Source organism: Carnobacterium sp. GW821-FHT04C06 (genome assembly GCF_059420345.1).
On sequence record NZ_JBWKTN010000003.1, the window covers coordinates 296,781 to 319,415 of the forward strand.

Annotated in this window: 18 protein-coding genes; 4 read left to right on the plus strand and 14 right to left on the minus strand. The window is 34.8% G+C overall.

The features are described from left to right. Positions 1–314 precede the first annotated feature (314 nt). The 4 genes from AC07SW_RS06790 to AC07SW_RS06805 all read left to right on the plus strand — a co-directional run bounded on the left by AC07SW_RS06790 (position 315) and on the right by AC07SW_RS06805 (position 5,503). Complete coding sequence (locus AC07SW_RS06790; RefSeq protein ID WP_167554696.1) at positions 315–1,010, plus strand: ATP-binding cassette domain-containing protein; 696 nt, start codon at positions 315–317, stop codon at positions 1,008–1,010. A 15-nt stretch (positions 1,011–1,025) separates the two neighbouring features. Further along, positions 1,026–4,226, plus strand: a complete 3,201-nt coding sequence (locus AC07SW_RS06795; RefSeq protein ID WP_494632504.1) for an FtsX-like permease family protein — start codon at positions 1,026–1,028, stop codon at positions 4,224–4,226. A gap of 267 nt (positions 4,227–4,493) precedes the next feature. Next, entirely contained in the window at positions 4,494–4,853 is a 360-nt protein-coding gene (locus AC07SW_RS06800) for a hypothetical protein (protein ID WP_034572296.1), read from the plus strand. Then, complete coding sequence (locus AC07SW_RS06805; RefSeq protein ID WP_135022698.1) at positions 4,850–5,503, plus strand: hypothetical protein; 654 nt, start codon at positions 4,850–4,852, stop codon at positions 5,501–5,503. Before AC07SW_RS06800 ends, AC07SW_RS06805 begins: the two co-directional genes overlap by 4 nt. A gap of 45 nt (positions 5,504–5,548) precedes the next feature. Here the strand turns inward: AC07SW_RS06805 and AC07SW_RS06810 are convergent, their stop codons facing one another. The 14 genes from AC07SW_RS06810 to AC07SW_RS06875 all read right to left on the minus strand — a co-directional run. After that, positions 5,549–6,058, minus strand: coding sequence for a QueT transporter family protein (locus tag AC07SW_RS06810; protein ID WP_034572300.1), 510 nt, complete (start codon positions 6,056–6,058; stop codon positions 5,549–5,551). Between the two features lie 161 nt (positions 6,059–6,219). Continuing rightward, positions 6,220–6,978, minus strand: a complete 759-nt coding sequence (locus AC07SW_RS06815; protein ID WP_494632505.1) for a 3-oxoacyl-ACP reductase — start codon at positions 6,976–6,978, stop codon at positions 6,220–6,222. Positions 6,979–7,039: 61 nt separating this feature from the next. Continuing rightward, complete coding sequence (locus AC07SW_RS06820; protein ID WP_034572305.1) at positions 7,040–7,261, minus strand: DUF2829 domain-containing protein; 222 nt, start codon at positions 7,259–7,261, stop codon at positions 7,040–7,042. Between the two features lie 17 nt (positions 7,262–7,278). Beyond that, positions 7,279–8,241: a ribose-phosphate diphosphokinase gene (locus AC07SW_RS06825; protein ID WP_034572309.1), complete on the minus strand. Its 963-nt coding sequence runs from the start codon at positions 8,239–8,241 to the stop codon at positions 7,279–7,281. A gap of 87 nt (positions 8,242–8,328) precedes the next feature. After that, entirely contained in the window at positions 8,329–9,753 is a 1,425-nt protein-coding gene (locus AC07SW_RS06830) for a helix-turn-helix domain-containing protein (RefSeq protein WP_494632507.1), read from the minus strand. Between the two features lie 428 nt (positions 9,754–10,181). Next, complete coding sequence (locus AC07SW_RS06835; protein WP_135017796.1) at positions 10,182–10,940, minus strand: prolyl oligopeptidase family serine peptidase; 759 nt, start codon at positions 10,938–10,940, stop codon at positions 10,182–10,184. Between the two features lie 139 nt (positions 10,941–11,079). Then, entirely contained in the window at positions 11,080–11,436 is a 357-nt protein-coding gene (locus tag AC07SW_RS06840) for an iron chaperone (protein WP_034572317.1), read from the minus strand. 143 nt (positions 11,437–11,579) lie between these two features. Continuing rightward, a complete protein-coding gene (locus AC07SW_RS06845) occupies positions 11,580–12,266 on the minus strand; it encodes a response regulator transcription factor (protein WP_034572320.1) in 687 nt (228 codons plus the stop codon). After that, a complete protein-coding gene (locus AC07SW_RS06850) occupies positions 12,263–14,980 on the minus strand; it encodes a DUF4118 domain-containing protein (protein WP_494632509.1) in 2,718 nt (905 codons plus the stop codon). Before AC07SW_RS06850 ends, AC07SW_RS06845 begins: the two co-directional genes overlap by 4 nt. An 18-nt stretch (positions 14,981–14,998) precedes the next feature. Further along, on the minus strand, positions 14,999–15,550 hold the full coding sequence (kdpC, locus tag AC07SW_RS06855; RefSeq protein WP_311908481.1) for a potassium-transporting ATPase subunit KdpC: 552 nt from the start codon (positions 15,548–15,550) through the stop codon (positions 14,999–15,001). Between the two features lie 18 nt (positions 15,551–15,568). Beyond that, entirely contained in the window at positions 15,569–17,626 is a 2,058-nt protein-coding gene (gene kdpB, locus AC07SW_RS06860; protein ID WP_074402100.1) for a potassium-transporting ATPase subunit KdpB, read from the minus strand. Between the two features lie 26 nt (positions 17,627–17,652). Next, complete coding sequence (kdpA, locus tag AC07SW_RS06865) at positions 17,653–19,338, minus strand: potassium-transporting ATPase subunit KdpA (protein WP_494632511.1); 1,686 nt, start codon at positions 19,336–19,338, stop codon at positions 17,653–17,655. A 312-nt stretch (positions 19,339–19,650) separates the two neighbouring features. Beyond that, entirely contained in the window at positions 19,651–20,316 is a 666-nt protein-coding gene (locus AC07SW_RS06870) for a cyclic nucleotide-binding domain-containing protein (RefSeq protein WP_311780558.1), read from the minus strand. A 79-nt stretch (positions 20,317–20,395) separates the two neighbouring features. After that, positions 20,396–22,635: Ig-like domain-containing protein (locus AC07SW_RS06875; protein ID WP_494632513.1), on the minus strand; the 2,240-nt coding region annotated here is incomplete at its 5' end.

Sequence of the window (22,635 nt, forward strand, 5' to 3'; positions counted from 1 at the left end):
GGAATCTACACCTCATATTGTATCAATATAAGTGCAAAATTTCCATAATGTTTGCTAATATTTTTACAAATAACGTGATTTCAATGAATATCGTCACAAGAAAGCGCTATTCCGAATGAAATTTGCCATAAAGATCATCACAAAACCCGATTTTTACATTTTTTTTAATTCTCGAAATTAGCGAATACTTAAATAATTATCCTCCTGAAATTTATGTTATGATATTAAGAAACGGACATTATTATTAAATGTGTTATTTTACTATTCTAGTATCAACCTTAACAGATACGATTCATACTATAAAGGAGAACAAAATGATCAAAGTAACTGGCTTAACTAAAAATGCTTTCTCTGAACAAAAGAACAAAAAAATTCTCAACAATGTAACCTTTCAAATTAAAACAGGTGAAACTATAATTATCACTGGCCCTGCTGGTTCAGGGAAAACAATCCTTTTAAAAATTCTCGCTAGTTTAGAAAAATCAGACGCGGGAAAAATTTTAGTCAATAAAAAATCAGTACCTGAACTGAATGATAGACAGCTCATGCATTACCGAAAGGAAGACCTCGGTCTGATTTTTCAAGATGTACCATTAATCGATTCTCTTACCATTAAAGAAAATCTTGAACTAGTAGCTGCTCAGGCTCCTTTTTCATATGACATCACCTATATTCTGGCGCAAGTTGGCATTCATGAAGAATTAGATCGTTTTCCAACTGAACTTTCAAGTGGCGACTATCAGCTTGTTCTCTTAGCAAGAGCACTTGTCAAAAAACCAAAACTTTTATTATTGGATGACCCATTAAGTTCATTGGATTCTCATTCAGCACAAACTATTTTGACTCTCCTTCAGGAAACCGCTAAAAAACGAGGAACAACTATTGTTCTTACGACGAAACAAACACAATTGATTCCATATGCAGATCGTGTGTTTACCTTATTAAAAGGGCAAATCACATCTATTAAATCCAATAAAAAACCAGCTAAAACAGCTGATTTAATATGGTAGGGAGGAATTGATTTCATGCGCAATTTAAAAAATGAGTGTATTCGTGAATTAGAGGAATCTAAGAAGCTTTTGCTAACTCTTTTCTTTTTATTTTTGTTAGGAACTAGTCTATTTATTGGTGGCCAAGCCATTTATCCAAACATGCTGAAGACAGCCAATAACTATTATCAAACGTATCATTTACCTGACACCACAGTCAAATCAGATGCTGGCTTCACCTCAGAGGACTATACTACTATAAAACAGAAAGCAAAACTGACTACAAGCTATCTAGGATACTCCGAATTTGCCATTAGCGACTACAAGCAACAAGTTACCTTGATTCGATCAATTTCTGAATCAAATACGCAACAACAAAAAGCACCTTATCAACTTAAGCAAGGTACCTTCCCTCGCAAAAGTGGTGAAATCGCGCTAGACCAGAAGATGGCAACCATTTATCCTCTAGGTTCGAAGATTACTTTTATAGATGATCTCAATCAGCAAACTAAAAAGCAGTTAAAGAGAACAACCTATCAAGTCGTCGGATTTGTTTCAAGTCCTGAGTTTATCCAAACATCCGTCCGTGGCTATAGCCCAATTGGAAATGGTGAAATTGCTTTTATTTCAGTTATTCTTGAAAAAGATTTTAACTTATCAAACAAAAACAATCTAGTCTTGACTTACCAAGCAACTAAAAATAAAGTACATTATCAAAATCCGTACCAGCAAAAACTCTTTGAACAAACGAAACAAACGCGAACTACCATGAATCAACTAGGCATTCAAAAAATGGAAGAAGCAAAAGAGGCCTTACTTACAAAGCAAGTGGATATCGATGAAAAAATTTCTGATTTAACAGCCGAACTAGACAATCAAAAAATGGAAGTAAGCGACTCAGAAAAAATAATTACTGAACAAAAAACCGCCTTAGAAGCTGAGAAAAAAGAGCTTTCTCAACAACTGACAACATTAGAAAATGAGTTAATCAGCGCACAAGCTACCTTTCAACAAAACGAACAACTACTCACTGCAAAAATCCAAGAAGTTGAAACGATGACCACTGCCATCGAGGAATCAGAAACGCTTATGGCAGAAAATCAAAATAACTTAGAGGAATTTACACAGCTTGTTGAGACAAATCAAGAGCAGTTAGCTACTTATCAAGATTCATTGGACAATGATTATAAAAAAATCAAACAGATTCAGAATCCTACTCAACAAAAGGATGCACAGCAAAAATATGATGCTCGTCTAAAAAAATATCAAACTGAACAAACAAAAGTAGCAACTCAACTCAATCAATTGGAGACAGCTAAAACACAATTCGCTACCAATGAAGCTACTTTATCGCAACAAAATGACTTACTAAACACTGCTCTTGATCAATTGAGCCAACTTGAAGAAAACTTTACAGATAGTGAATCTGACTACGAAACTAAATTATTTGAAAAAGAAGATATCCAACAATCACAAAATGAATTGACGACCACAGATTCTGAAATGATTGCAGATGATGAGCAAAACCTAGCAGAATTAAAAGAAACCCTCACCCAACAAAAAGCAGCCCTTGAAGCTGAAATAAAAAAAGAAACTTCCGAAAAAAATCAAGTTGACAAACAAATCAAACAAATGAAACCACCTACTTTTTCTATTGATCATTCAATTGAAAATACTGGGTATGTTGCCTACCAAAAAGAGTTATCACGTTTAAAATATATGACTCAAATTCTGCTATTCATTGTTTATGGACTAACTTTAATTTTAGCCCTGGTCTTAATAGTAAATGCCTTAAGAAAAAAACGACAACACAGTTATATTTTAAAGGCGCTTGGTATTCATCCATTTACTATTTTTGTACCTACTTTATTATTAAGTACAAGCATTGCTTTAATTGGGCTGATAGCTGGTTGCTTTATTGGCACCTACGGGATTCCCACAGCTGTCTTTAAGCTCTATCAAAAGAGCTATTTGATTGATCATTATCAATTTATCCTTAACTATCAACGCTTAGCAATTGCTCTTGGGCTTACTTTGTTGACTTGTATCCTACCAATTTTTTATTATTCTGTCGCACCTTTTCATAAAAAAACAACTAAATCGATCCATTTAATTGGGACACTTGTCATCCCAATCACTTTTGTTGTGGCACTTTTATTTGTAGGGATGAATACTTTACAAACGGTTCAAGATAACTTCCTAAACGAATACCCAACTACATTGGAAGTGAAACTTCATACATCACAAAACAAAATTAACAATCACGATTATTTAAAAATTCTTCATTATTATTCAATTAAGCCTCCTTCACTTATTCACAAAGAAGATATTCGCTTAGCAAACGCATCCTCACTTTCTTTGATTGTCCCAAAAGAAAAGACGAGCATTGCTGATTCACTTCCAACTAAAGGAGCTGCTTTAACTGAAAAAACAGCAGCAAATCAACGCTTAAAAGTTGGTGATTCTATTATTTTTTATGATACACGAGGCGAAAAGCACTCCCTTATCATTGAAAAAATCTTAAAAACAGAACAAGAAGCACTCTATCTTTCAGCAACTTCTTATGAAGATGTATTTACGAAACAAAGTACCTTTGATACGTTACTACTAGCATTACCTGAGACACTTAATCAAACAATTGGAACACATCTACTTGATTTAGACACGGTTGAATTTAAAGGACTGCTTTATGAAAGGTTGGAAAAATCGGCTCAACTTTCCACTCCCACAGAAGCAAATAATCGTTTAGCAACACTTTTATTAGGTTTGCCATCAGTTACTGAAGTACATCCGGTAAACAACGCTTTACAAAATGAATCATTCAAATCACTTCGTAAGCTGATTAGTGTTTTTGTTTTAATTGCTATTTGTTTAACAGCCCTTACGTTATACAGTTCATTTTATATTCAATTGGCTAAGCAAGCAAAAGAGAGTCAGATTTTAAATGCTTTAGGATTTGAAAAACAGAAGATCAACGCCTCTATTTTAAGGAAAAGCTATCCTTTTATCTTAATTGGTTGCTTCTTAGGTGGAATCCTTGGCATGGTACTATACACACTTATCTCTAAAAAACTACTCTTAAGTTTACCCATTAGTTTTTCCATTATGAATTATATTTGGACACTTTTAATTGTATTTTTATTCTCCATATGTGTTATAAAATCCCTCAACAAATCACCCTTTAATTTAAATAAATTACGAGCTACTATCCAAAATTTCTTTCTAAATTACCTTTAGTAAGTTCTATATTATTAAAAGAACCAACTGATTAGAATCAGTTGGTTCTTTTAATATCATTTATATCTATCGTTATTTTATGTAGGATTATTTGACACAATGGATACAAATTAGTGTAAAACGTGATATAATATAAAAAATACTCCAAAAAAACTTATGGAATATATTTGAACACCAATGAACAATTCTTACATCTAAGGAGGGGTTTAAAATGATTGATTTTCATCCCACTTTTCAAAAAAAAGACAGTATGTTGAGGGATTTAATATGAGTCTAAAAATACAAGCAACTTGCAGAGCATTACAAAAACAATTAGCAGCTAAGGAAACAGAGTCCCGCCGTTTAAGGACAACACACTTAATATTAGAGCATGCCTTCCTAGATGCTCAATATTTTTCAAAAAAAGAGCAATATCTTTGGGAAAAAGTTCTTCACTTATGCAAAGGAACGAGTTCAGAAATAAGCGTCTATCAAGAATTAGAAAAATTAGAAAAAGAACGTCATTATTTCCAACAACAACTGCTAATTGGTGAAGAAGAACTTAAACAAATCCGATTAAATGTCCGGTTTGAACAACAGCAATTGGAACAGACCTATATTCAATTAAGGAATGAGAACCAAATATGACTAAAATAAATTATCAAGAAATTCAAAACTTTTCAAAGGACCTTCCTTATTTAAAAGAAACAGCATCTCATTATTTAAAAAAAGCTACTTTAGTGAATCAGCAGTTTTTAAATCATGCAGAACTACCCGAAAAAAATTTGGAAGTGATGAAATCCTGCTATGAAAATTATCAATTAATGGCTAAAGCTATTGTAGATGCTTTGACGACATTGAGCACTTATTTTAAAACCTATCTCTCCGTTTTAATTGAAACCGTAACGGATCCTGGTACCAAGTTGAAGCTTGATGAATTGCATCACTTGCAAATTGAACTCTCACAACTACAACAAGAAAAAGTAGCTTTTATGGAAAACATGTCCAAAACCTTCAGTGACGTTCCCACTCTAAAAAAATTATTCACTACTGAAGTTCAGAATCAAAAAAAGAAAGAAATCGATTTAATTCAACGTCATTTTGATTTTGAAAAGACTACTCAAAAACACTTTAGCAACATTCAACTAACCATTTCAGCTATTCAGCATGGGCTCCTTTTTCTAAAGAACTATTCTTCTTTTGATGCCATTGATTCAACATCCTTGTTATTAAATCCAACTAAACTTTCATGGTACAATCAACTTTTTGAATTTAATAAAGTGCATGAAAATGGTTAATACATCTCTTATCACCTGTCTACATTTGACAGGTGATTGGATCTATTAAATAGATAAATCAATTTTTTTATTGACCAAATGCATCAACGCACCACCTAAACTCATCGAAATTAACTCTCCTAACCCAACAACAAACCAAGTTGACCAAAAAGGCAGTTGATAGAAAAAAGCTAGCTCTCCTGCAACAGTAAACATTGAGCAGCTAAAAATAAGTGTTGTTGCAACAATTTTCCATATTGGATGAGCAATTTTCCCCGCAACAAAAGAAGCGCATAGTAACGTCAGAAACGTTGCACTACCGCCAATAACAACATCAACAATTCCTAGTGGTGAAGCTAAGTTTGCAATCATGACCCCTAGCGTGACTGAAAGAATATAGCGCTTATTGTAAATAGCTAAAAAATTAAAACCTTCTGAAAGTCTAATTTGAATAGCCCCAAAGCTAATTACTGAAAGAAATACGGTAACTGCAACATATAACGCGGTCACCATCCCCATTTTTGAGATAGCCGCAATAGACCACCTTGAAGATTGTCTTGTTTTTGATTGATTCATTTTTAGTTCTCCTTTATAAAATAGTTCGTTCATTTAACTATTTTAGTAATAACTACGACCAAAGGAAATGATTCACGTTACTGTTGAACCAAAAGTGCCATAGTGCCAATAGAATATTTATTCGCAATTCTCATTATACACGATTGAGGCAAATTAAGAACTTATTTTCCTAACCAGCCGCCATCGATTGGAATGATCGTCCCATGAATGTAATCTGATTCTGGGCTCGCCAAGTATAAAGTTAAATTAGCAACTTCATAAGCTTTCGCCCACCGTCCAGCTGGAGTTTCTTTGGCTACCCATTTTGCCATTTCACCATCGCCTTCAAAATCTGCTTGATTCATTGGCGTTTCAATCGCACCTGGCGCAATTCCATTTGCTCTTATACCTAATTTTACATAATCGTAGTCCAACTGTTTTGTATAGCCGACAATCGCATGTTTAGACGCCGTATACGCTGCACCACCGCCGCCTGCTACAAATCCTGCAATTGACGCCATATTCACAACAACACCTTGTTTTCGTGCCAACATATGTGGAAGAACAGCATTTGTCACCAAATAAGTTCCTTTTACATTTACATTCATAATATGATCCCATAAGGTTTCGTCAGTCTCTAATGTCGGAGCATAGCCATCTAAAACGCCTGCAGTATTCAATAAAATATCAATCTGTGTAAATTGCTCCACAGCCTTTTTAACAGCTGTTTCAACTTCATTTTTTTTTGACATATCGCCAATATAATAGGCAAAATGAGAATTATCTTGAAATTCTTTTATCTCCTGTATTCCTTGTCCAGCAATATCCATCCCGAAAACGTACGATCCTTGTTTTAAAAAGGCTTTTGCTTGAGCTTGTCCAATGCCTGATGCAACTCCTGTAATAAAAACAACTTTCTCTTTAAATCCTTTAAAATCCATCTTATTTCCTCCTCGTATAACATGACAAAAAGCCCACAAAATTTCATGGACTTTTTAGTAATTATTGAACGATTTCCCAGTCTTCCGCTAATATATCACAGACAGTTGGCGTAAACATTGTATAGCCTTCACCTGTTACATTGATTAGAAAATAAGGATTCATTTTTTCGGCTTGATGAGTACTTTCTTTTTCAAGAATAACGTATAATTCAGCGCCCCCCCAGCCACTACGAATGACTTTTTCGCCTTGTTTTAAATGAGGTAGAATTTTTTCAAATGTCATGGGTTAAACTCCTTTTATCACAATTTAAATAATGGACTTAATGGTTTGTTTTCATGGATTCCTTTGATTCCTTTACCAATTAACTCTGAACTCGTAATCACTTCTAAATTAACAAGTTGCTCTTTGCCGGTAAAATCAATTGAGTCTGTTACACATATTTTTTTAATCGGTGCCTCTTTCAAAATTCTAGTTGCACCATTTGAAAATAAACCGTGGGATGCACAAGCATAGACCGCTTTAGCGCCATTATCCATTAAAATAGTTGCAGCACTGGCTAGCGTTTCACCAGTATTGATCATGTCATCTACCATAATACATGTCTTACCTTGAATATTTCCAATCACTGAGCCTAATTTTTCGCCATGCTCGTCTATACTTTGATCAACAATTGCTAATGTTGCATCCAAGTATTCTGAAAGCACACGAGCTCGACCAACTCCGCTATTTTTAGGGGATACCACAACAACATCTTCACCTGACAAGCCGCAATCTTGATAGTGTTGAGCAAATAACGGCATCGTAAACAAATTATCGACTGGAATATCGAAGAAACCTTGCAATTGTACCGTATGCAAATCTAGCATGAGCATTCTTGTTGCACCCGCTTTTTGTAGCAAATTAGCCACCAATTTAGCAGTGATTGGTTCTCTTGGTTTTGCCGTTCGGTCTTGTCTACCATATCCATAATATGGCATAACGATATTGATAGTTTTTGCGCTAGCTCGTTTGAGTGCATCAATCATGATAAGTAATTCTAAAAGATGATCATTAACTGGATAATTAGTTGATTGAATTACGTAAACATGATCACCACGAATACTTTCTTCAATATTGATCTGAATTTCTCCATCACTGAATTGTTTTACTGAAGATTTTCCTAATTGAGTGCCAACAACATTGGCAATTTTTTCAGCTAATGGCTTATTTGAATTTAAACTAAATATCTTTAACGATGGATCTTTATAACTTTCTATGATCATTACCCCCACTACTTTTTCTTTTATTTTAGCGAACTTTTATAAAAAATGCTACTTGATTATCAAAAGAAACAAAAATTTACTAATCTACTAGTGATCTAATGACCATTTAAAATTTTCCCAATCTCCTTGAGTCGGTTGGATGTGCCACTGTAACGCTCGAGAAATCGTTGATGGAACTTCCTCCAAGACATCTGAGATCACTATATCTACACCCTCATGCAATGTTTCTTCAATTTTGAGGTTATAATAACCAAATTTCAGTATTTCTCGATCAATAGCCATTTTAAAACTCTGTCCTAATGAAAAATCCGTATAGATTTTTAATTCAGGATTACAAATTTCAGCAGGTACTAAATTAATAATGGCATAATAATAATGGAACCTTAAAAATTCCTGACTCTCTATGGAAACTTTTCCTTTTATATCACAAAATAAACTTTGACAAAAGTGAAATAGCTTAGGATAAACTGAAAAGGCTTGTTCTCTTTCTAGTATGAGCTGATTCATGCTAACCACATTTTCGAAATAGTAAACGTAATAATGTAAAACTGTCAGTTCCTTTAATAACTCTTCCTCTACAGTTTTTGGTAACTTATCAACATTAAAATACGTCATAAAAGCCTTTATAAAATACTCATTAAAAAAACAGACCTCTGGATTTTGTAAGGCTTGTTCGTCTAAACTTTGGAAGCAGTTTTCTCCTATTAATAACGCAATCAGATAATTCGTTTCCAACTCATTTTTTTTACCTGTTAAATTCCATTCTTTTTCTAGAAATTGTGAAATAGAATTGTAAACAGATGCCACAGCTTCTGTAGGTACTCTTTTTTTTGCAACTTTAGAGTGGAGTAAAAAGAATTTTCCTTCTAGTCGCATGCATCGGATACCAAATAAATAATTAATTTTTAATTTTACAGATGAACTGATTTTTAGCTGTTCTTCTTTCATCAACAGTTGGATCAGTCTTTCTTCACTCGCTTTTACTTCTTCAGGAAAAGGAAATTCTTCCTTGCTGAAAACCAGGTAATACAGTTGCATAAAAAAACTACTAATATCCACTTCATCTCCTACTATTTTAAATGAGTTGGATAGCTTTAATTGATAGCTTTCTAGAAGTTCTTTAATTGCTGCTACTCGCCGATAAATATTGGTTCTACTCACGTAATTATCATATGAAAACTCTGTAATTGAAATAAATTTATTCCGGAATATATCATCCAAAATCATAAAATCAATGGACTCTTGCAAATAGATAGAGGCTAATTTGATTCTTCCTAATCCTATTTTAGTTACAAAAATAGTTCGATTTCCTATTTTAAAAACAATTTGATCCATTAAATCATTCAACTCAACATCTACTAAAAACTCCTTAAGGACACTATCAAAAATAAAATCTGATACATTCAAAGAATCCGATAACATGGTAAATGGCAACTCTTTATTTAAATTTTCTTCCAAAAAATCGAGTAAGTCTAGTACTCTTTGTTTTCTTTTATCTAAATTTAGTTCCATATAACGTTCCTTCCCCTTCAAACTTCATCCATAAGATGATCGCTTTTATTTAACTCAATAAGCTTAAAACCTCATTGAATTCAATTTCTACACGGTATCAAATTTCTTGTTGCTCCGCTATACTTATTAAAAAAAACTCATAATGCGAAATGCAATCGTTAATAATAGCTCTTTTTAAATAACCTAAATTAAATTCGTAAATGACGACAACTATAACTTTAGTCGAGCTGGATAAAGTGGGTGGAAATTTTATAATTCAAACTTCTTTACTTGTTTAGTCATATTTTCTTCACATTTAAAGAGTATACTTAATTTATCTTAAAATAACGAACAATTATTTTCTCAGTAATTTCATTTTTCATTATTCTCCCCCAAAGTATAATGAATCTACTTTCCACCTGTACCCCTACAGGTGGTTTTTTATGTTTTTAAATTAAATGATCTGCAAAAAAATTCGCTACTTGATCCATTACTTCGCCTCTAATTAAATGGCGTTCATTTTCAGCAGTAATAAATTGAGTGTTTTCAGCATAAGGTTCTGCTTTGATTCGTTGGTAAAAATCTGCTACTTCTTGATAAGGAATTTTTTCATCTTCTGTGCCGTGCCAAAATAAAACGGGTCGCTTGTTTAGTTTTTCAGGATTTTTTGATAAGTCGTAATAATGAATCCAACTTAACAAGAACGGTAAATCTGCTGGAACAAAGATACTTCGTTCTTTAGCTACCTTTGAAACTAATGCAAGATAATCCATTGGAGCAGGCGTTCCCATCATAGAAGCCGCCACTTTAATTTCTGGATGCTGGGTCAGTAGCCCGCAAGTCGTAATGCCTCCCATCGAAACACCTCCAACGCCAATCTCTTCATTCATAATCAAGCCTTGTTTGCGGAAAAAATGAGTCAATTGAGAAAATTCGACTAAATTATATTGAATACTTGACCAAAAAGTAATAGATGGAATTGGAGAAATTGGACCCGTTTTACGTTCTCCATGATTCATAGCATCTGGTAAAATCACACGAATTCCTTTCATTGCTAATTTTCTTGCTTGTGTTAAGGTTAGCTCCTTTGAGGATTGCCATCCATGATAATAGATAACTAACGGTAACGGAAGTCGTTTAGATTCTTCTGGAACTACTTCTAAAACAGGAATTTTTTTTATAAAACGATGTCGAACACTAATTTTCATTGATTGGATTCCTTTCTGCTATCTTGCATTCTATTTGTTAGTAGTTTAACAAACTTATCAAACTATTTCATAGATAACGCCTAGCTCTTAGTTTTTTAAGAGAATCTGTTGATTTATCCAATTTCCCTCTTTAGTTGCATCAAGACAATGCTTGATTTTCTTTAATTCTATATTGAACAATTTGACGAATTAATTCTAGTGGAAGTGGCTGACTATTTGGAAGTTGAATCGTTCCTTTTGAAGTTTTAAATTTTTGTAATTGATCTGAAAAAGCTCTTATACCGCTTGGTGTGGGGTAGAAGCCAATATGTTTTTGATACGCTGCAAAATGAACTAACGGTTTTTTTAATACAAACGTTGGAATTCCATAGCTCATTTTTTCTACTGCTTCGGGAGCTTCTTGATGAATCAGCTCTCTAATTTTTTCTAATCGTTCTTGAATTTCAATTGGATAATGTTGAATATAATCTGTGACTTCTTGACTTTTTTCTACCATTTTCAACCTCACTCCTTTTTCCTATTTTAATAGTTCTATTATCTCATTATTTTGTTATCAAGCGTTAATAAAAAGAAAAATAGGTTAAAAATTTCCGAGTGTCTATCGAAAATCTTTAACCTACTTATTTTTTTAGTTGCTATTTAATTTCGCTCAACCATCCGATACCCAATTCCAATTTCAGTAATAATATAAATTGGATCTGCAGGATTTTTTTCTAGCTTTCTGCGAATATTCGACATATTTACTCTTAGCGTTTGATTGTCCATATGATAAGGTCCCCAGATACTTTTAGAAATTGTATCATGGGTCAACACTTTTCCTAAATGCCTAGCCAATAATTGAATAATTTTATATTCATTAGGTGTTAAATGAACTTCTTTTCCTTCCACTTTAACAAGTCGTTTTTCAAAATCAATAGCTAATTCTCCGTTTTCAAAGGTGCTTGCTTTAGACTCTGTGTGTATTCCATGACGTAATGCCGTCCGAATCCGAGCTAAAAGTTCTGATGTTCCAAAAGGCTTAGTAATATAATCATCTGCCCCTTCATCCAATGCCGCTACCTTTTCTTGTTCATGTCCTCTAGCAGAAACGATCATAATAGGCGTCTTAGACCAACTGCGAATCGTTTTTAATACTTCCAAACCATCCATATCTGGTAAGCCTAAATCGAGCATAATCAAATCAGGGTTCCATGTAGCTGCTAAACTAATGCCTTGTGAACCTTCCGTAGCAGAAATAATTTTATAGTCTTCTCCTTTTAAAATCGCCGACATAAAATTTAAAATACCTGGATCGTCTTCAATAATTAATATGGTTCGTGGACTCATCCATTTTCCTCCTCGTTTGGTTCTATTGGTAATGTAAAGCGAAAAACAGCACCATCCGTTTCATTATTCTCACCAGAAATCGTTCCGTTATGAGCAGCAATAATCGTCTTGCAAATTGATAACCCAATTCCTAATCCTCGTTTAGCGTCAATTGGGGCATTTCCTTGACTGACTTTTGAACCGTCAAACGGATTGAACAAATTATTTAAACGCTCTTTTTTTATTCCTATTCCTTGATCCCGTACCTCAAATACCACATCTTTATCTTTTCTTAGTACATTGACCATAATTGGTGTGATTTTTCCTGAATGTCGAATTGCATTTTCCATTAAATTAATCAATACTTGTTCAATCAACTTACCATCCATAGGAACTAAAAGCAATTCTTCTGGTACTGTTATTTGAATTTCCTGTTGAGGAAATCGTTTTCGAATTCGTCGAACCGCAGTTGCTGCAATTTCTTCTACTGCTTCAGGTACTTTGTTAACCTTCATAGTTCCCTCATCGATTCGAGTCACTGAAAGTAAGTTTTCTACCATCCGAATCAACCACTCTGAATCTTCCTTAATATCTGTTAAAAGTTGTAATTTCAGTGGTTCTGTAAACTTATCTTTATTTTCAATTATTGCTGAACTAGCTCCTAAAATACCTGTTAAGGGCGTTCGTAAATCATGAGAAATCGCTCGCAACAAATTACCTCGCATCTTCTCTTTTTCACTTTCTAACAGAATTTCTTGTTGTTCATTAGCTAAATGCTGCCGTTCCAAAGCTAATGAAATTTGAGTACTAATTAATTTTAAAAAATTTAAATTTTCATGCGTCAGTGGGCGTTCGTTTAAACAATAAACACCAATTACCGCCACCGTATCTCCCTGTGAGAGAAGTGGAAAATAATAGGTACTCGCTCCCATCAAGGTATTGCTTCCAAAGCCTGCTTCTTTACGGTTATTAAATACCCAGTTTGCTACAGCTATTTCAGAATCAGATACTAAACTGGCTTGTGCTTCTTGATTGCCGTTATAAACTTCAACTTGATATGCTTGATTTTGTTCCGGTTTTTCAGTGTAAAAAATAATACTTCGCTCTAAGGTTTGAGCCAAATAACGATTTGTGATTGCAACAATTCCATTGATACTTTTAACCCGCAATAAATCTTTATTTAAATCGTAGATTACTTCCATCCGATGTTCTTTTTCAATCGAATCCCGCGCCTGACTTTTTACTCGAATCATCATATTACTTGTAAAAAGTGCCACTGCTAACATAATTAAAAGTGTGATCGGATACCCTGGCTTATAAACCGTTAATGAATAAAGCGGTTCGACAAAAAACCAGTTAAATAAAAGAACACTTAAGATAGAAGCAAAGACGCCATAGCTGTATCCATACGTTGCTCTTGCAATAATTAAGACAAACAGCAAGTAAACTACGATTACATTTTGCTCGCCAATCCCCAGATATGTGACGACTTCTGAACAAAGCGTTGCTACGACTAATAACAAAATCGTCTTTAAAAAATTACTGGTAGAGAATAGTTTTGGTTTCCAAGAGTTTTTTATCTCTCTTGGTTTAGCGGAATCTGTTTTCTCGGCAAAGGGAATCATATGAATTTCAACATTATTCAATTCTTGAACTAATTGATCTTCCAATTCTGTTTTAAAAAGCTTACGGAAATTTTGTCCTCGACGTTTTTTACCAATGATAATATCCGTAACTCCAGTTAATTTGGCGTATTGAATAATGGTTTCGACTTTATCATGAGCATTTAACGTCACGGTTTCAGCACCTAATGTTTCAGCCAATTCAAAATTCTTCATCACCTGTTCATTTGTTGATTTTCCATCAGATTCATCATTTTCAACAAATAAAACAACCCACTCTGCTCGAAACGCAACTGCTAATCTCGCTGTCCAACGAATGCATTTTTCTGCCCCTACTTTAGAGGTATCGTCAATATAAGTTAAAAGTTTGCTCTGAACACGCTTATTATTTAACAGCTGATCTGGACGATTTTCCATACCAATGTAATCCGCTGCTTTTCGAATGGCAATTTCTCTTAATAATTTTAAATTTTCAAGTGTAAAAAAATGATTCATCGCTTTTTTGGCATTGTGTGGCTGATAAATTTTGCCTTCTTTTAAACGATGAACGAGCTCTTCTGGCTCAACATCAATCAACTTAATAAAAGCTTCATCAAAAAAGTGATCGGGTACTGTTTCGTTGACATGAATATTGGTTATTTCCTCTACAATATCATTTAAACTTTCTAAATGCTGAACATTCATCGTTGTGTAAACATCAATTCCAGCATTTAACAGTTCATCAATATCTTGGTACCTTTTTCGATTACGCGAACCTTCAACGTTCGTGTGAGCTAACTCATCTACTAAAATCAACTCTGGCTTAGCAAGTAACGCACTGTCTAAATCAAATTCTTCTAAGGACAATCCTCGGTAGTCAATCGTTTTAGTTGGCAACGTCGTTAAATTTTCCAATAAAGCAATGGTCTCAGGACGAGCATGCGGCTCTACATATCCAACCAAGACATTTTTCCCAGCTTCGCTTTGTTCAATCGCTGCTCGTAACATACCGTATGTTTTTCCTACTCCCGCAGCATATCCAAAGAAGACTTTAAGTTTTCCTCGTTGATTACTAGATTTTGCGCCATACTTTAGTAATAATTGATCTGGATTTGGGCGGTTTTCTTCATCCATTAGCCCTGTCACCTCATTTTACTTGGTTTTTAATTCTTTTAGTTGTAAATTTACACCAAGTACGTTTACTCTTGGTTCTCCTATTTTACCAAATAGATCCCCAGTTGTATTCTTTTCAATCGCTTTTTGAACAACTTCCTCTGAAATCCCTCTTGCTTTTGCAATTCTAGGAATTTGGTAGTGTGCTCCCGCTAAAGAAATTTCTGGATCAACACCACTTCCTGATCCTGTTACTAAATCTGCAGGAATCCTAGCTGTTTGATCTGGGTTTTCTTTTTTTAATTGTTCCACTCGTTTAGAGACAGCGTCTTTTTGTTCTGAACTCACGCCAGATAAATTACTAACACCACTTGGTCGTCCCTGTAAAAATTGTGCTTCAGTAAATTCCTGACCTAGTAGTTTAGAACCGATTACTTTTTCAGCACCATTATGGGTGACTTTAACAACACTGCCATTCGCTTTTTCTGGGAAAAACAACTGCCCAATCCCGGTTAAAGCAACCGTGTAGATCCCCCCACAAATTACACTCATTATTAGTAACATTTTAAAAGCTGGCATCACATTTTTCATATTTTTTCCCCTCTTTAATTAAACTAACCCCATCACGGTCAATAACATATCTAATAACTTGATAGCGACAAAAGGTGCAATTAAACCACCTAAACCATAAACAAATAAATTATGTCGTAAAATTTTGCTTGCTGGCAATTCTTTATATTGTACTCCTTTTAATGAAAGTGGAATCAATGCAACAATGATTAAAGCATTGTACAAAATCGCTGCTAAAATCGCACTTGTTGGACTTGTTAAATGCATTAAATTCAAACGATCCAGCTGTGGATAAATTCCAAAGAACAATACTGGAATAATCGCAAAATATTTGGCTACATCATTTGCAATACTAAAAGTTGTTAAGGCACCACGAGTCATCAACAACTGTTTGCCAATTCTTACGACATCAATCAGTTTCGTTGGGCTTGAATCTAAATCAATCATATTTCCAGCTTCTTTAGCTGCTTGTGTCCCTGTGTTCATCGCCACTGCCACATCCGCTTGTGCTAAAGCAGGAGCATCATTCGTTCCGTCCCCAGTCATCGCAACTAAATGGCCTGCTTCTTGATACGAACGAATCAATTCTAATTTTGCTTCTGGTGTTGCTTCTGCAAGAAAATCATCTACCCCTGCTTCTGCTGAAATCGCCGCTGCTGTCATAGGGTTATCCCCAGTAATCATAATTGTTTTAATGCCCATTCTTCTTAAATCTTCAAAACGCTCTTTAACACCTGACTTCACAATATCCTTTAAATAAATGACGCCTAATACTTGATTGTTTTTAGCAACAACTAACGGTGTGCCTCCTAAATTAGCAATTCTTTCAACAATTTCATCGCATTCAACTGGATACGTACTGCCTTTTTCTTGAACGTATTTTTTAATGGCATCAGCCGCACCTTTTCTGATTTCAACTTCTTGATAATCAATCCCGCTCATTCTTGTTTTAGCTGAAAAATCAATAAAGTTTGCTTCTAGTTCTTTAAAGTTACGCGCTCGAATATCAAATTTTTCTTTTGCCAAGACAACAATGCTTCGTCCTTCAGCAGTTTCATCTGCTAAAGAAGACAATTGAGCAGCGTCAGCTAAGTCCCGTTCTGAAATACCTTCTACTGGTAAAAATTCACTTGCTTTACGATTTCCTAATGTGATTGTTCCGGTTTTATCTAGCATTAAAATATCCACATCGCCAGCTGCTTCAATCGCACGTCCACTCATCGCCAATACGTTGGCTTTATTTAAACGACTCATTCCAGCAATCCCAATTGAAGAGAGCAACGCGCCAATCGTCGTTGGTGCTAAACATACTAATAAAGCAATAATGGTGGTTAAAGACAACGCCGTTCCGTTTCCTGCTAATTGACTTGAAAAACTTGAATAAGGCAATAATGTCGCTGAAACGACTAGAAAAATTAGTGTCAATGTAATCAATAAAATCTGCAATGAAATTTCATTGGGGGTTTTCTTACGAGATGAGCCTTCTACCATGGCAATCATCTTATCTAAAAAGCTTTCGCCACTTTCAGCTGTTACCTTAATGACTAGCTCATCGGAGACAATCGTCGTGCCACCTGTGACAGCACTTCTATCCCCACCTGATTCTCTAATAACGGGAGCAGATTCACCTGTAATGGCACTTTCATCTACTGATGCTGCGCCATCTACCACATCCCCATCCATTGGAATTTGATCTCCTGCAACAACGTAAACTAAATCTCCACGTTTCAAATTCACCGAACTAACTTCTTCGTAATGAGTTGTATCTTTGATGGATTTGATTTTTTTAGCAAATACTTCTTTTCTCGCACTTTTCAGACTATCTGCTTGAGCTCGTCCACGCCCTTCTGCAATCGCTTCTGCAAAATTCGCAAATAAAATCGTTACCCATAAAATAAGCGCAATCGCTAAAATAAACCAAGATGCACTATCTTGTATGCCAAAGTAAGATAAAAAATAGAGAATAGTAGTGAGCACCGCCCCTAAATACACCACAAACATCACTGGATTTTGCAATTGAATTTTAGGCGATAATTTAACAAAAGATTGTTTAAACGCATCTTTTAGAATGTCTTTTTGAGATTGTTCTTCCTTCATTTTAAGATCCCTCTTTACTTATAGTTTTATCGTGTGGTAAAAAAGTCCGCAATTGGGCCTAATGCTAAGGCTGGCAAGAAACTTAATGCACCCACTAAGAAAATAACGCCTAATAACATCCCAACAAAGGTCCCATTAGTTGTTGATAGCGTTCCATCACTGACAGCAACCATTTTTTTCTTCGCTAAGTTTCCACCTAAGAAAATAATGGCTAACATCGGGATAAACCGAACAAGCAACATAATGATTCCGCCAATCGTATTTAAGAACGTTGTGTCTGCAGTTAACCCAGCAAAGGCACTCCCATTATTGTTTGCCAATGAAGAAAAGGCATAGAGAATTTCTGAAAAGCCGTGGGCTCCTGAATTGGTTAATTGACTCATGGCCGATGGCAATAAAACAAAGCTCATCGTACCTAACAATGTCAATAATGGTGGCGTTAAAATAACAAGACAGACCATTTTCATATCAAAGGGTTCAATTTTTTTCCCTAAATATTCTGGCGTCCTTCCTACTAATAAACCTGCAATAAAAACAGTCAAAATGACAAAGGCGACCATACCGTATAGCCCACTGCCGACGCCACCAAACACAATTTCTCCCAACTGCATCAAGAACATCGGGATCATTCCTCCAAAGGGTGTGAAGCTATCTAGCATGCTGTTAACCGACCCATTGGATGCTGCGGTGGTACTGACAGCCCAAAGTGCAGACCAGCCAACGCCAAAGCGAGTTTCTTTTCCTTCCAAATTTCCACTTGCAACAACATCGGCAAATTGAGGACTTGTATAATATTCACTCAACATCACACCAATCAATGCTAAAACTAATAAAACCATCGATACAATAAAAATTGTGCGACCTTGTTTATGTTCTTTAACGAAATAACCAAAAGCAAAAATCAACGCTACTGGTATCAATAGGATGGCGATATTTTCAACCAAGTTACTAAAAACGGTTGGGTTTTCTAACGGAAATGCAGAGTTGGCTCCAAAGTAGCCTCCGCCATTTGTTCCTAATTGTTTAATTGCGATTTGACTAGCCGCTAGACCTAATGGAATGAACCCTTTACTTCCTGTTTCTAAAGAAAAATAATCGATTCCTCCACTAAATGTTTGAACGACTCCTTGAGAAATCAATAAAATCGCAATCACAGTTGAAAGTGGCACTAAAATATACAAGGTTGCTTTCGTTAAATCTTGCCAAAAATTACCAATCGTTTTTTGAGATTTCCCCATAAACCCTCTTAAAAGAACAAATAATACCGAGATACCAACAGCAGCCGATACAAAGTTTTGGACAGTCAAGCCCATCATTTGTGTGAAAGATGATAATGTTGTTTCTCCAGCATATGCTTGCCAGTTTGTATTTGTCACAAAACTTAACGCTGTGTTAAAAGCCAAACTTACTGTCGTTCCAGAAAATCCCTCTGGATTCATTGGCAATAACCCTTGCATTAACATGAGTAAAAATACGGCAATAAATCCTAAAACACTAAAACTAATCACTGATAGTGCGTAAGTTTTACCATTCATTTCTTTTTGACTACTTGGTCCAATAAAGCGATACACCATTTTTTCAATTGGCTGAATCAGCCGATCCATCCAAACCTTTTGTGAGGTCATCACTTTATAACAGTATTTTCCTAACGGTATTCCTAATCCAACTAAAACTACTAAAAATAGGAATTGATATACGAACTCGATTTTCATTGTTTGTCCCCCCAGAACAGCACATAAATTAAATAACAAAACAATAGCAATGCGCCAATACCACTTAATAAAATGACAGTTTCCATGATGTTAACTCCTTCTTTAAAAGTTACCATCAGCATACCAAGTATGAAATAAAGATAGTGTTAAGAAGCAGGGATGGGGTGTTAAGAAAGTATAAAGATATAAAAATAACACAACTATGTATATCATTGAGCAAATAAAAACGTACCTGATTGGAAACGATAACCAGGTACGTTTGATAGGTCCATATTTTTCTAAGTTTGAGGTACTAGAGAAAACAGCTCAGTTCTAGTGATCGTCACTAATAAAAGACGACAATTTTTCAACATTTATTTTTAAGGGCTTTTTTTGCTCCACAATTCCCATTATTTCTAGTAATTTTAAAGCTTCTGACGTCCTTGCTTTACCTGTTGAACTATACTCAGAAATAAATTTTTGAGTAACATAACTTGGCAATTCACACAATTTTATTTGAGTGTTAGGATGAAGTGTATAGATAATCGCAAACAAGGAATTCGCTACTTTAATAAGGGGTCTTTCATTACTTACTGCAACCATACGCGTCTTGTTAATATACTTTATACCTAAACTTTCAAAAAATTCTTGGAAATCAAGTGGATTTAAATATAAATGATTTAAAAAATATTCTCTATTTACAATGTACATTTTACTCGTTTCTACAAATTTCACTCGATATATCAAATAACTAGGTACATAAACATTTGTCATCATATTTTCTAATGAAATAATATATTTTGGCGTTACTAAATCATGACTGATCCAGTCGGAATCTCTTCCTTGCGCTTGTATCAAAGCTGCTCCTTTATCTAGAAAAACAATTTTTTCCTCTTCACCATTATCGTATTGGTAAATATCTCCTGGTTGATAGATTTTTACTTGATGATATTTGTAAGTCGCATCCTGCTCTAAATATAAGGCTTTTTTTATATCCATTTTTCCCCTCGCAATCCTTTAAAATACTTAAAGACCAGCTAATAAAATAGCTGATCTTTAAGTTTATTTCACTTCTAGCTTAATTCGGTGTCTGCGTTATTTCAGATACATCTATTGACTTGTACGAATATTGATTACTTGGTACTGTCCATTTTAACTTAAATGGAGAGAGCGCTGTTGGATCTCTGTGGAAATGTCTGATTTCAATTTTTATGACATCTCCTTTTTTGAAGTATTGATGTTGATTTTCAAACTCGCCACCAATTTTAGGATCAAAATTAATAATTTGCTTATCATTAATTCCAACATAAGCGGCATCATTTGAGCTTGTGTTTACTTCAACTTTAAAACCATGTCTTCCATCTTCTTTAATTTTTACGTATCCTATTTTTGTAATTCTATAATGATCTGGTCCTAAACCGCGATACGGCTCAGATGCACCAAAATCATGATCGAATCCTGTATTTTCATATCCGTTACCTTTTGGAATAAAGGCTCCATTAGACATTGGATAATCTTCATAAAGTACATGGACTCCATTTTTAACTACTTCTTTTACAGTAACCTGAACTGTCACTAGTTTTCCATTTGAAGTGGTAACTGTGATGACTGTCGACCCTTCCTTCATTGCTGTCCAATTACCATTACTATCAATTGTCATGATACTTGGATCATGACTAACAAAGTTCAAGCTCTTGTCGGTTGCATTGCTTGGTTGGAATGTGATTGCTAATTTCCCAGTGTCCCCTACAAGTTGGTTCAATTCTTTTGGTTCTACTGTGATACTTTCTACAGGAATTCCATTTGCTTTTACGGTTACAAAGACAAAGGCTGTCTTGCCATTTGATGTCGTAACGGTAATGACTGTTGTTCCTTCTTTCACTGCTGTCCAGTTACCATTATTATCAACCGTCATGATTTCTGGATTTCTACTTACAAAACTCAAGCTCTTATCGGTTGTATTGCTTGGTTGGAACGTGATTGCTAATTTTCCTGTATCGCCAACAGTTTGATTTAATTCTTTTGGTTCTGCTGTGATACTTTCTGCTGGAACATCTTTTGCTTTTACTGTTACAAAGACAAAGGCTGTCTTGCCATTTGATGTCGTAACGGTAATAACTGTTGTTCCTTCATTCACTGCTGTCCAATTACCATTACTATCAACCGTCATGATTTCTGGATTTCTACTTACAAAACTCAAGCTCTTATCGGTTGTATTGCTTGGTTGGAACGTAATTGCTAATTTTCCTGTATCCCCTACAAATTGATTTAATTCTTTTGGTTCTACTGTAATACTTTCTGCTGGAACATTTTTTGCTTTTACTGTTACAAACACATGGGTTAACTTGCCATTTGATGTAGTAACTGTGATTACTGTTGTTCCTTCTGCTCTCGCTACCCAATTTCCTTCTGAATCAATCGTCATGATTTCTGGATGTTGGCTCACAAAATTCAAGCTCTTATCGGTTGTATTGCTTGGTTGGAACGTAATTGCTAATTTTCCTGTATCGCCAACAATTTGATTTAATTCTTTTGGTTCTGCTGTGATACTTTCCGCTGGAACATTTTTTGCTTTTACTGTTACAAAGACAAAGGCTGTCTTGCCATTTGATGTCGTAACGGTAATAACTGTTGTTCCTTCTTTCACTGCTGTCCAATTACCATTACTATCAACCGTCATAATTTCTGGATTTCTACTTACAAAATTCAAGCTCTTATCGGTTGTATTGCTTGGTTGGAATGTGATTGCTAGTTTTCCTGTATCGCCAACAATTTGATTTAATTCTTTTGGTTCTGCTGTGATACTTTCTGCTGGAACATTTTTTGCTTTTACAGTTACAAACACATGGGTTAACTTACCATTTGATGTAGTAACTGTGATTACTGTTGTTCCTTCTGCTCTTGCTACCCAGTTTCCTTCTGAATCAATCGTCATGATTTCTGGATGTTGGCTCACAAAATTCAAGCTCTTATCGGTTGTATTGCTTGGTTGGAACGTAATTGCTAGTTTTCCTGTATCGCCAACGATTTGATTTAATTCTTTTGGTTCTGCTGTGATACTTTCTGCTGGAATTTCTTTTGCTTTTACGGTTACTTTAACCGTTGTTTTCTTGCCATTTGATGTTGTTACTATAATTGTTGTTGTGCCTACTCCTGTTGCAATCCAATTGCCAGCTTTATCAATTGTCATTACTGTTGGATCTTCACTAACAAAGTTTAAGCTCTTATCTGTTGTATTTCCTGGTTGGAACGTAATTGCTAGTTTTCCTGTATCGCCAACGATTTGATTTAATTCTTTTGGTTCTGCTGTGATACTTT

Coding starts and splice junctions, on each gene's coding strand:
- AC07SW_RS06825 (WP_034572309.1), bottom strand. CDS start 8,241: ATGATCATAGAAAGTTATAAAGATCCATCGTTAAAGATATTTAGTTTA.
- AC07SW_RS06870 (WP_311780558.1), bottom strand. CDS start 20,316: ATGGATATAAAAAAAGCCTTATATTTAGAGCAGGATGCGACTTACAAA.
- AC07SW_RS06810 (WP_034572300.1), bottom strand. CDS start 6,058: ATGAATCAATCAAAAACAAGACAATCTTCAAGGTGGTCTATTGCGGCT.
- AC07SW_RS06790 (WP_167554696.1), top strand. CDS start 315: ATGATCAAAGTAACTGGCTTAACTAAAAATGCTTTCTCTGAACAAAAG.
- AC07SW_RS06840 (WP_034572317.1), bottom strand. CDS start 11,436: ATGGTAGAAAAAAGTCAAGAAGTCACAGATTATATTCAACATTATCCA.
- AC07SW_RS06815 (WP_494632505.1), bottom strand. CDS start 6,978: ATGGATTTTAAAGGATTTAAAGAGAAAGTTGTTTTTATTACAGGAGTT.
- AC07SW_RS06805 (WP_135022698.1), top strand. CDS start 4,850: ATGACTAAAATAAATTATCAAGAAATTCAAAACTTTTCAAAGGACCTT.
- kdpB (WP_074402100.1), bottom strand. CDS start 17,626: ATGAAGGAAGAACAATCTCAAAAAGACATTCTAAAAGATGCGTTTAAA.
- AC07SW_RS06850 (WP_494632509.1), bottom strand. CDS start 14,980: ATGGATGAAGAAAACCGCCCAAATCCAGATCAATTATTACTAAAGTAT.
- AC07SW_RS06800 (WP_034572296.1), top strand. CDS start 4,494: ATGAGTCTAAAAATACAAGCAACTTGCAGAGCATTACAAAAACAATTA.
- AC07SW_RS06820 (WP_034572305.1), bottom strand. CDS start 7,261: ATGACATTTGAAAAAATTCTACCTCATTTAAAACAAGGCGAAAAAGTC.
- AC07SW_RS06795 (WP_494632504.1), top strand. CDS start 1,026: ATGCGCAATTTAAAAAATGAGTGTATTCGTGAATTAGAGGAATCTAAG.
- AC07SW_RS06845 (WP_034572320.1), bottom strand. CDS start 12,266: ATGAGTCCACGAACCATATTAATTATTGAAGACGATCCAGGTATTTTA.
- kdpA (WP_494632511.1), bottom strand. CDS start 19,338: ATGAAAATCGAGTTCGTATATCAATTCCTATTTTTAGTAGTTTTAGTT.
- AC07SW_RS06830 (WP_494632507.1), bottom strand. CDS start 9,753: ATGGAACTAAATTTAGATAAAAGAAAACAAAGAGTACTAGACTTACTC.
- AC07SW_RS06835 (WP_135017796.1), bottom strand. CDS start 10,940: ATGAAAATTAGTGTTCGACATCGTTTTATAAAAAAAATTCCTGTTTTA.
- kdpC (WP_311908481.1), bottom strand. CDS start 15,550: ATGAAAAATGTGATGCCAGCTTTTAAAATGTTACTAATAATGAGTGTA.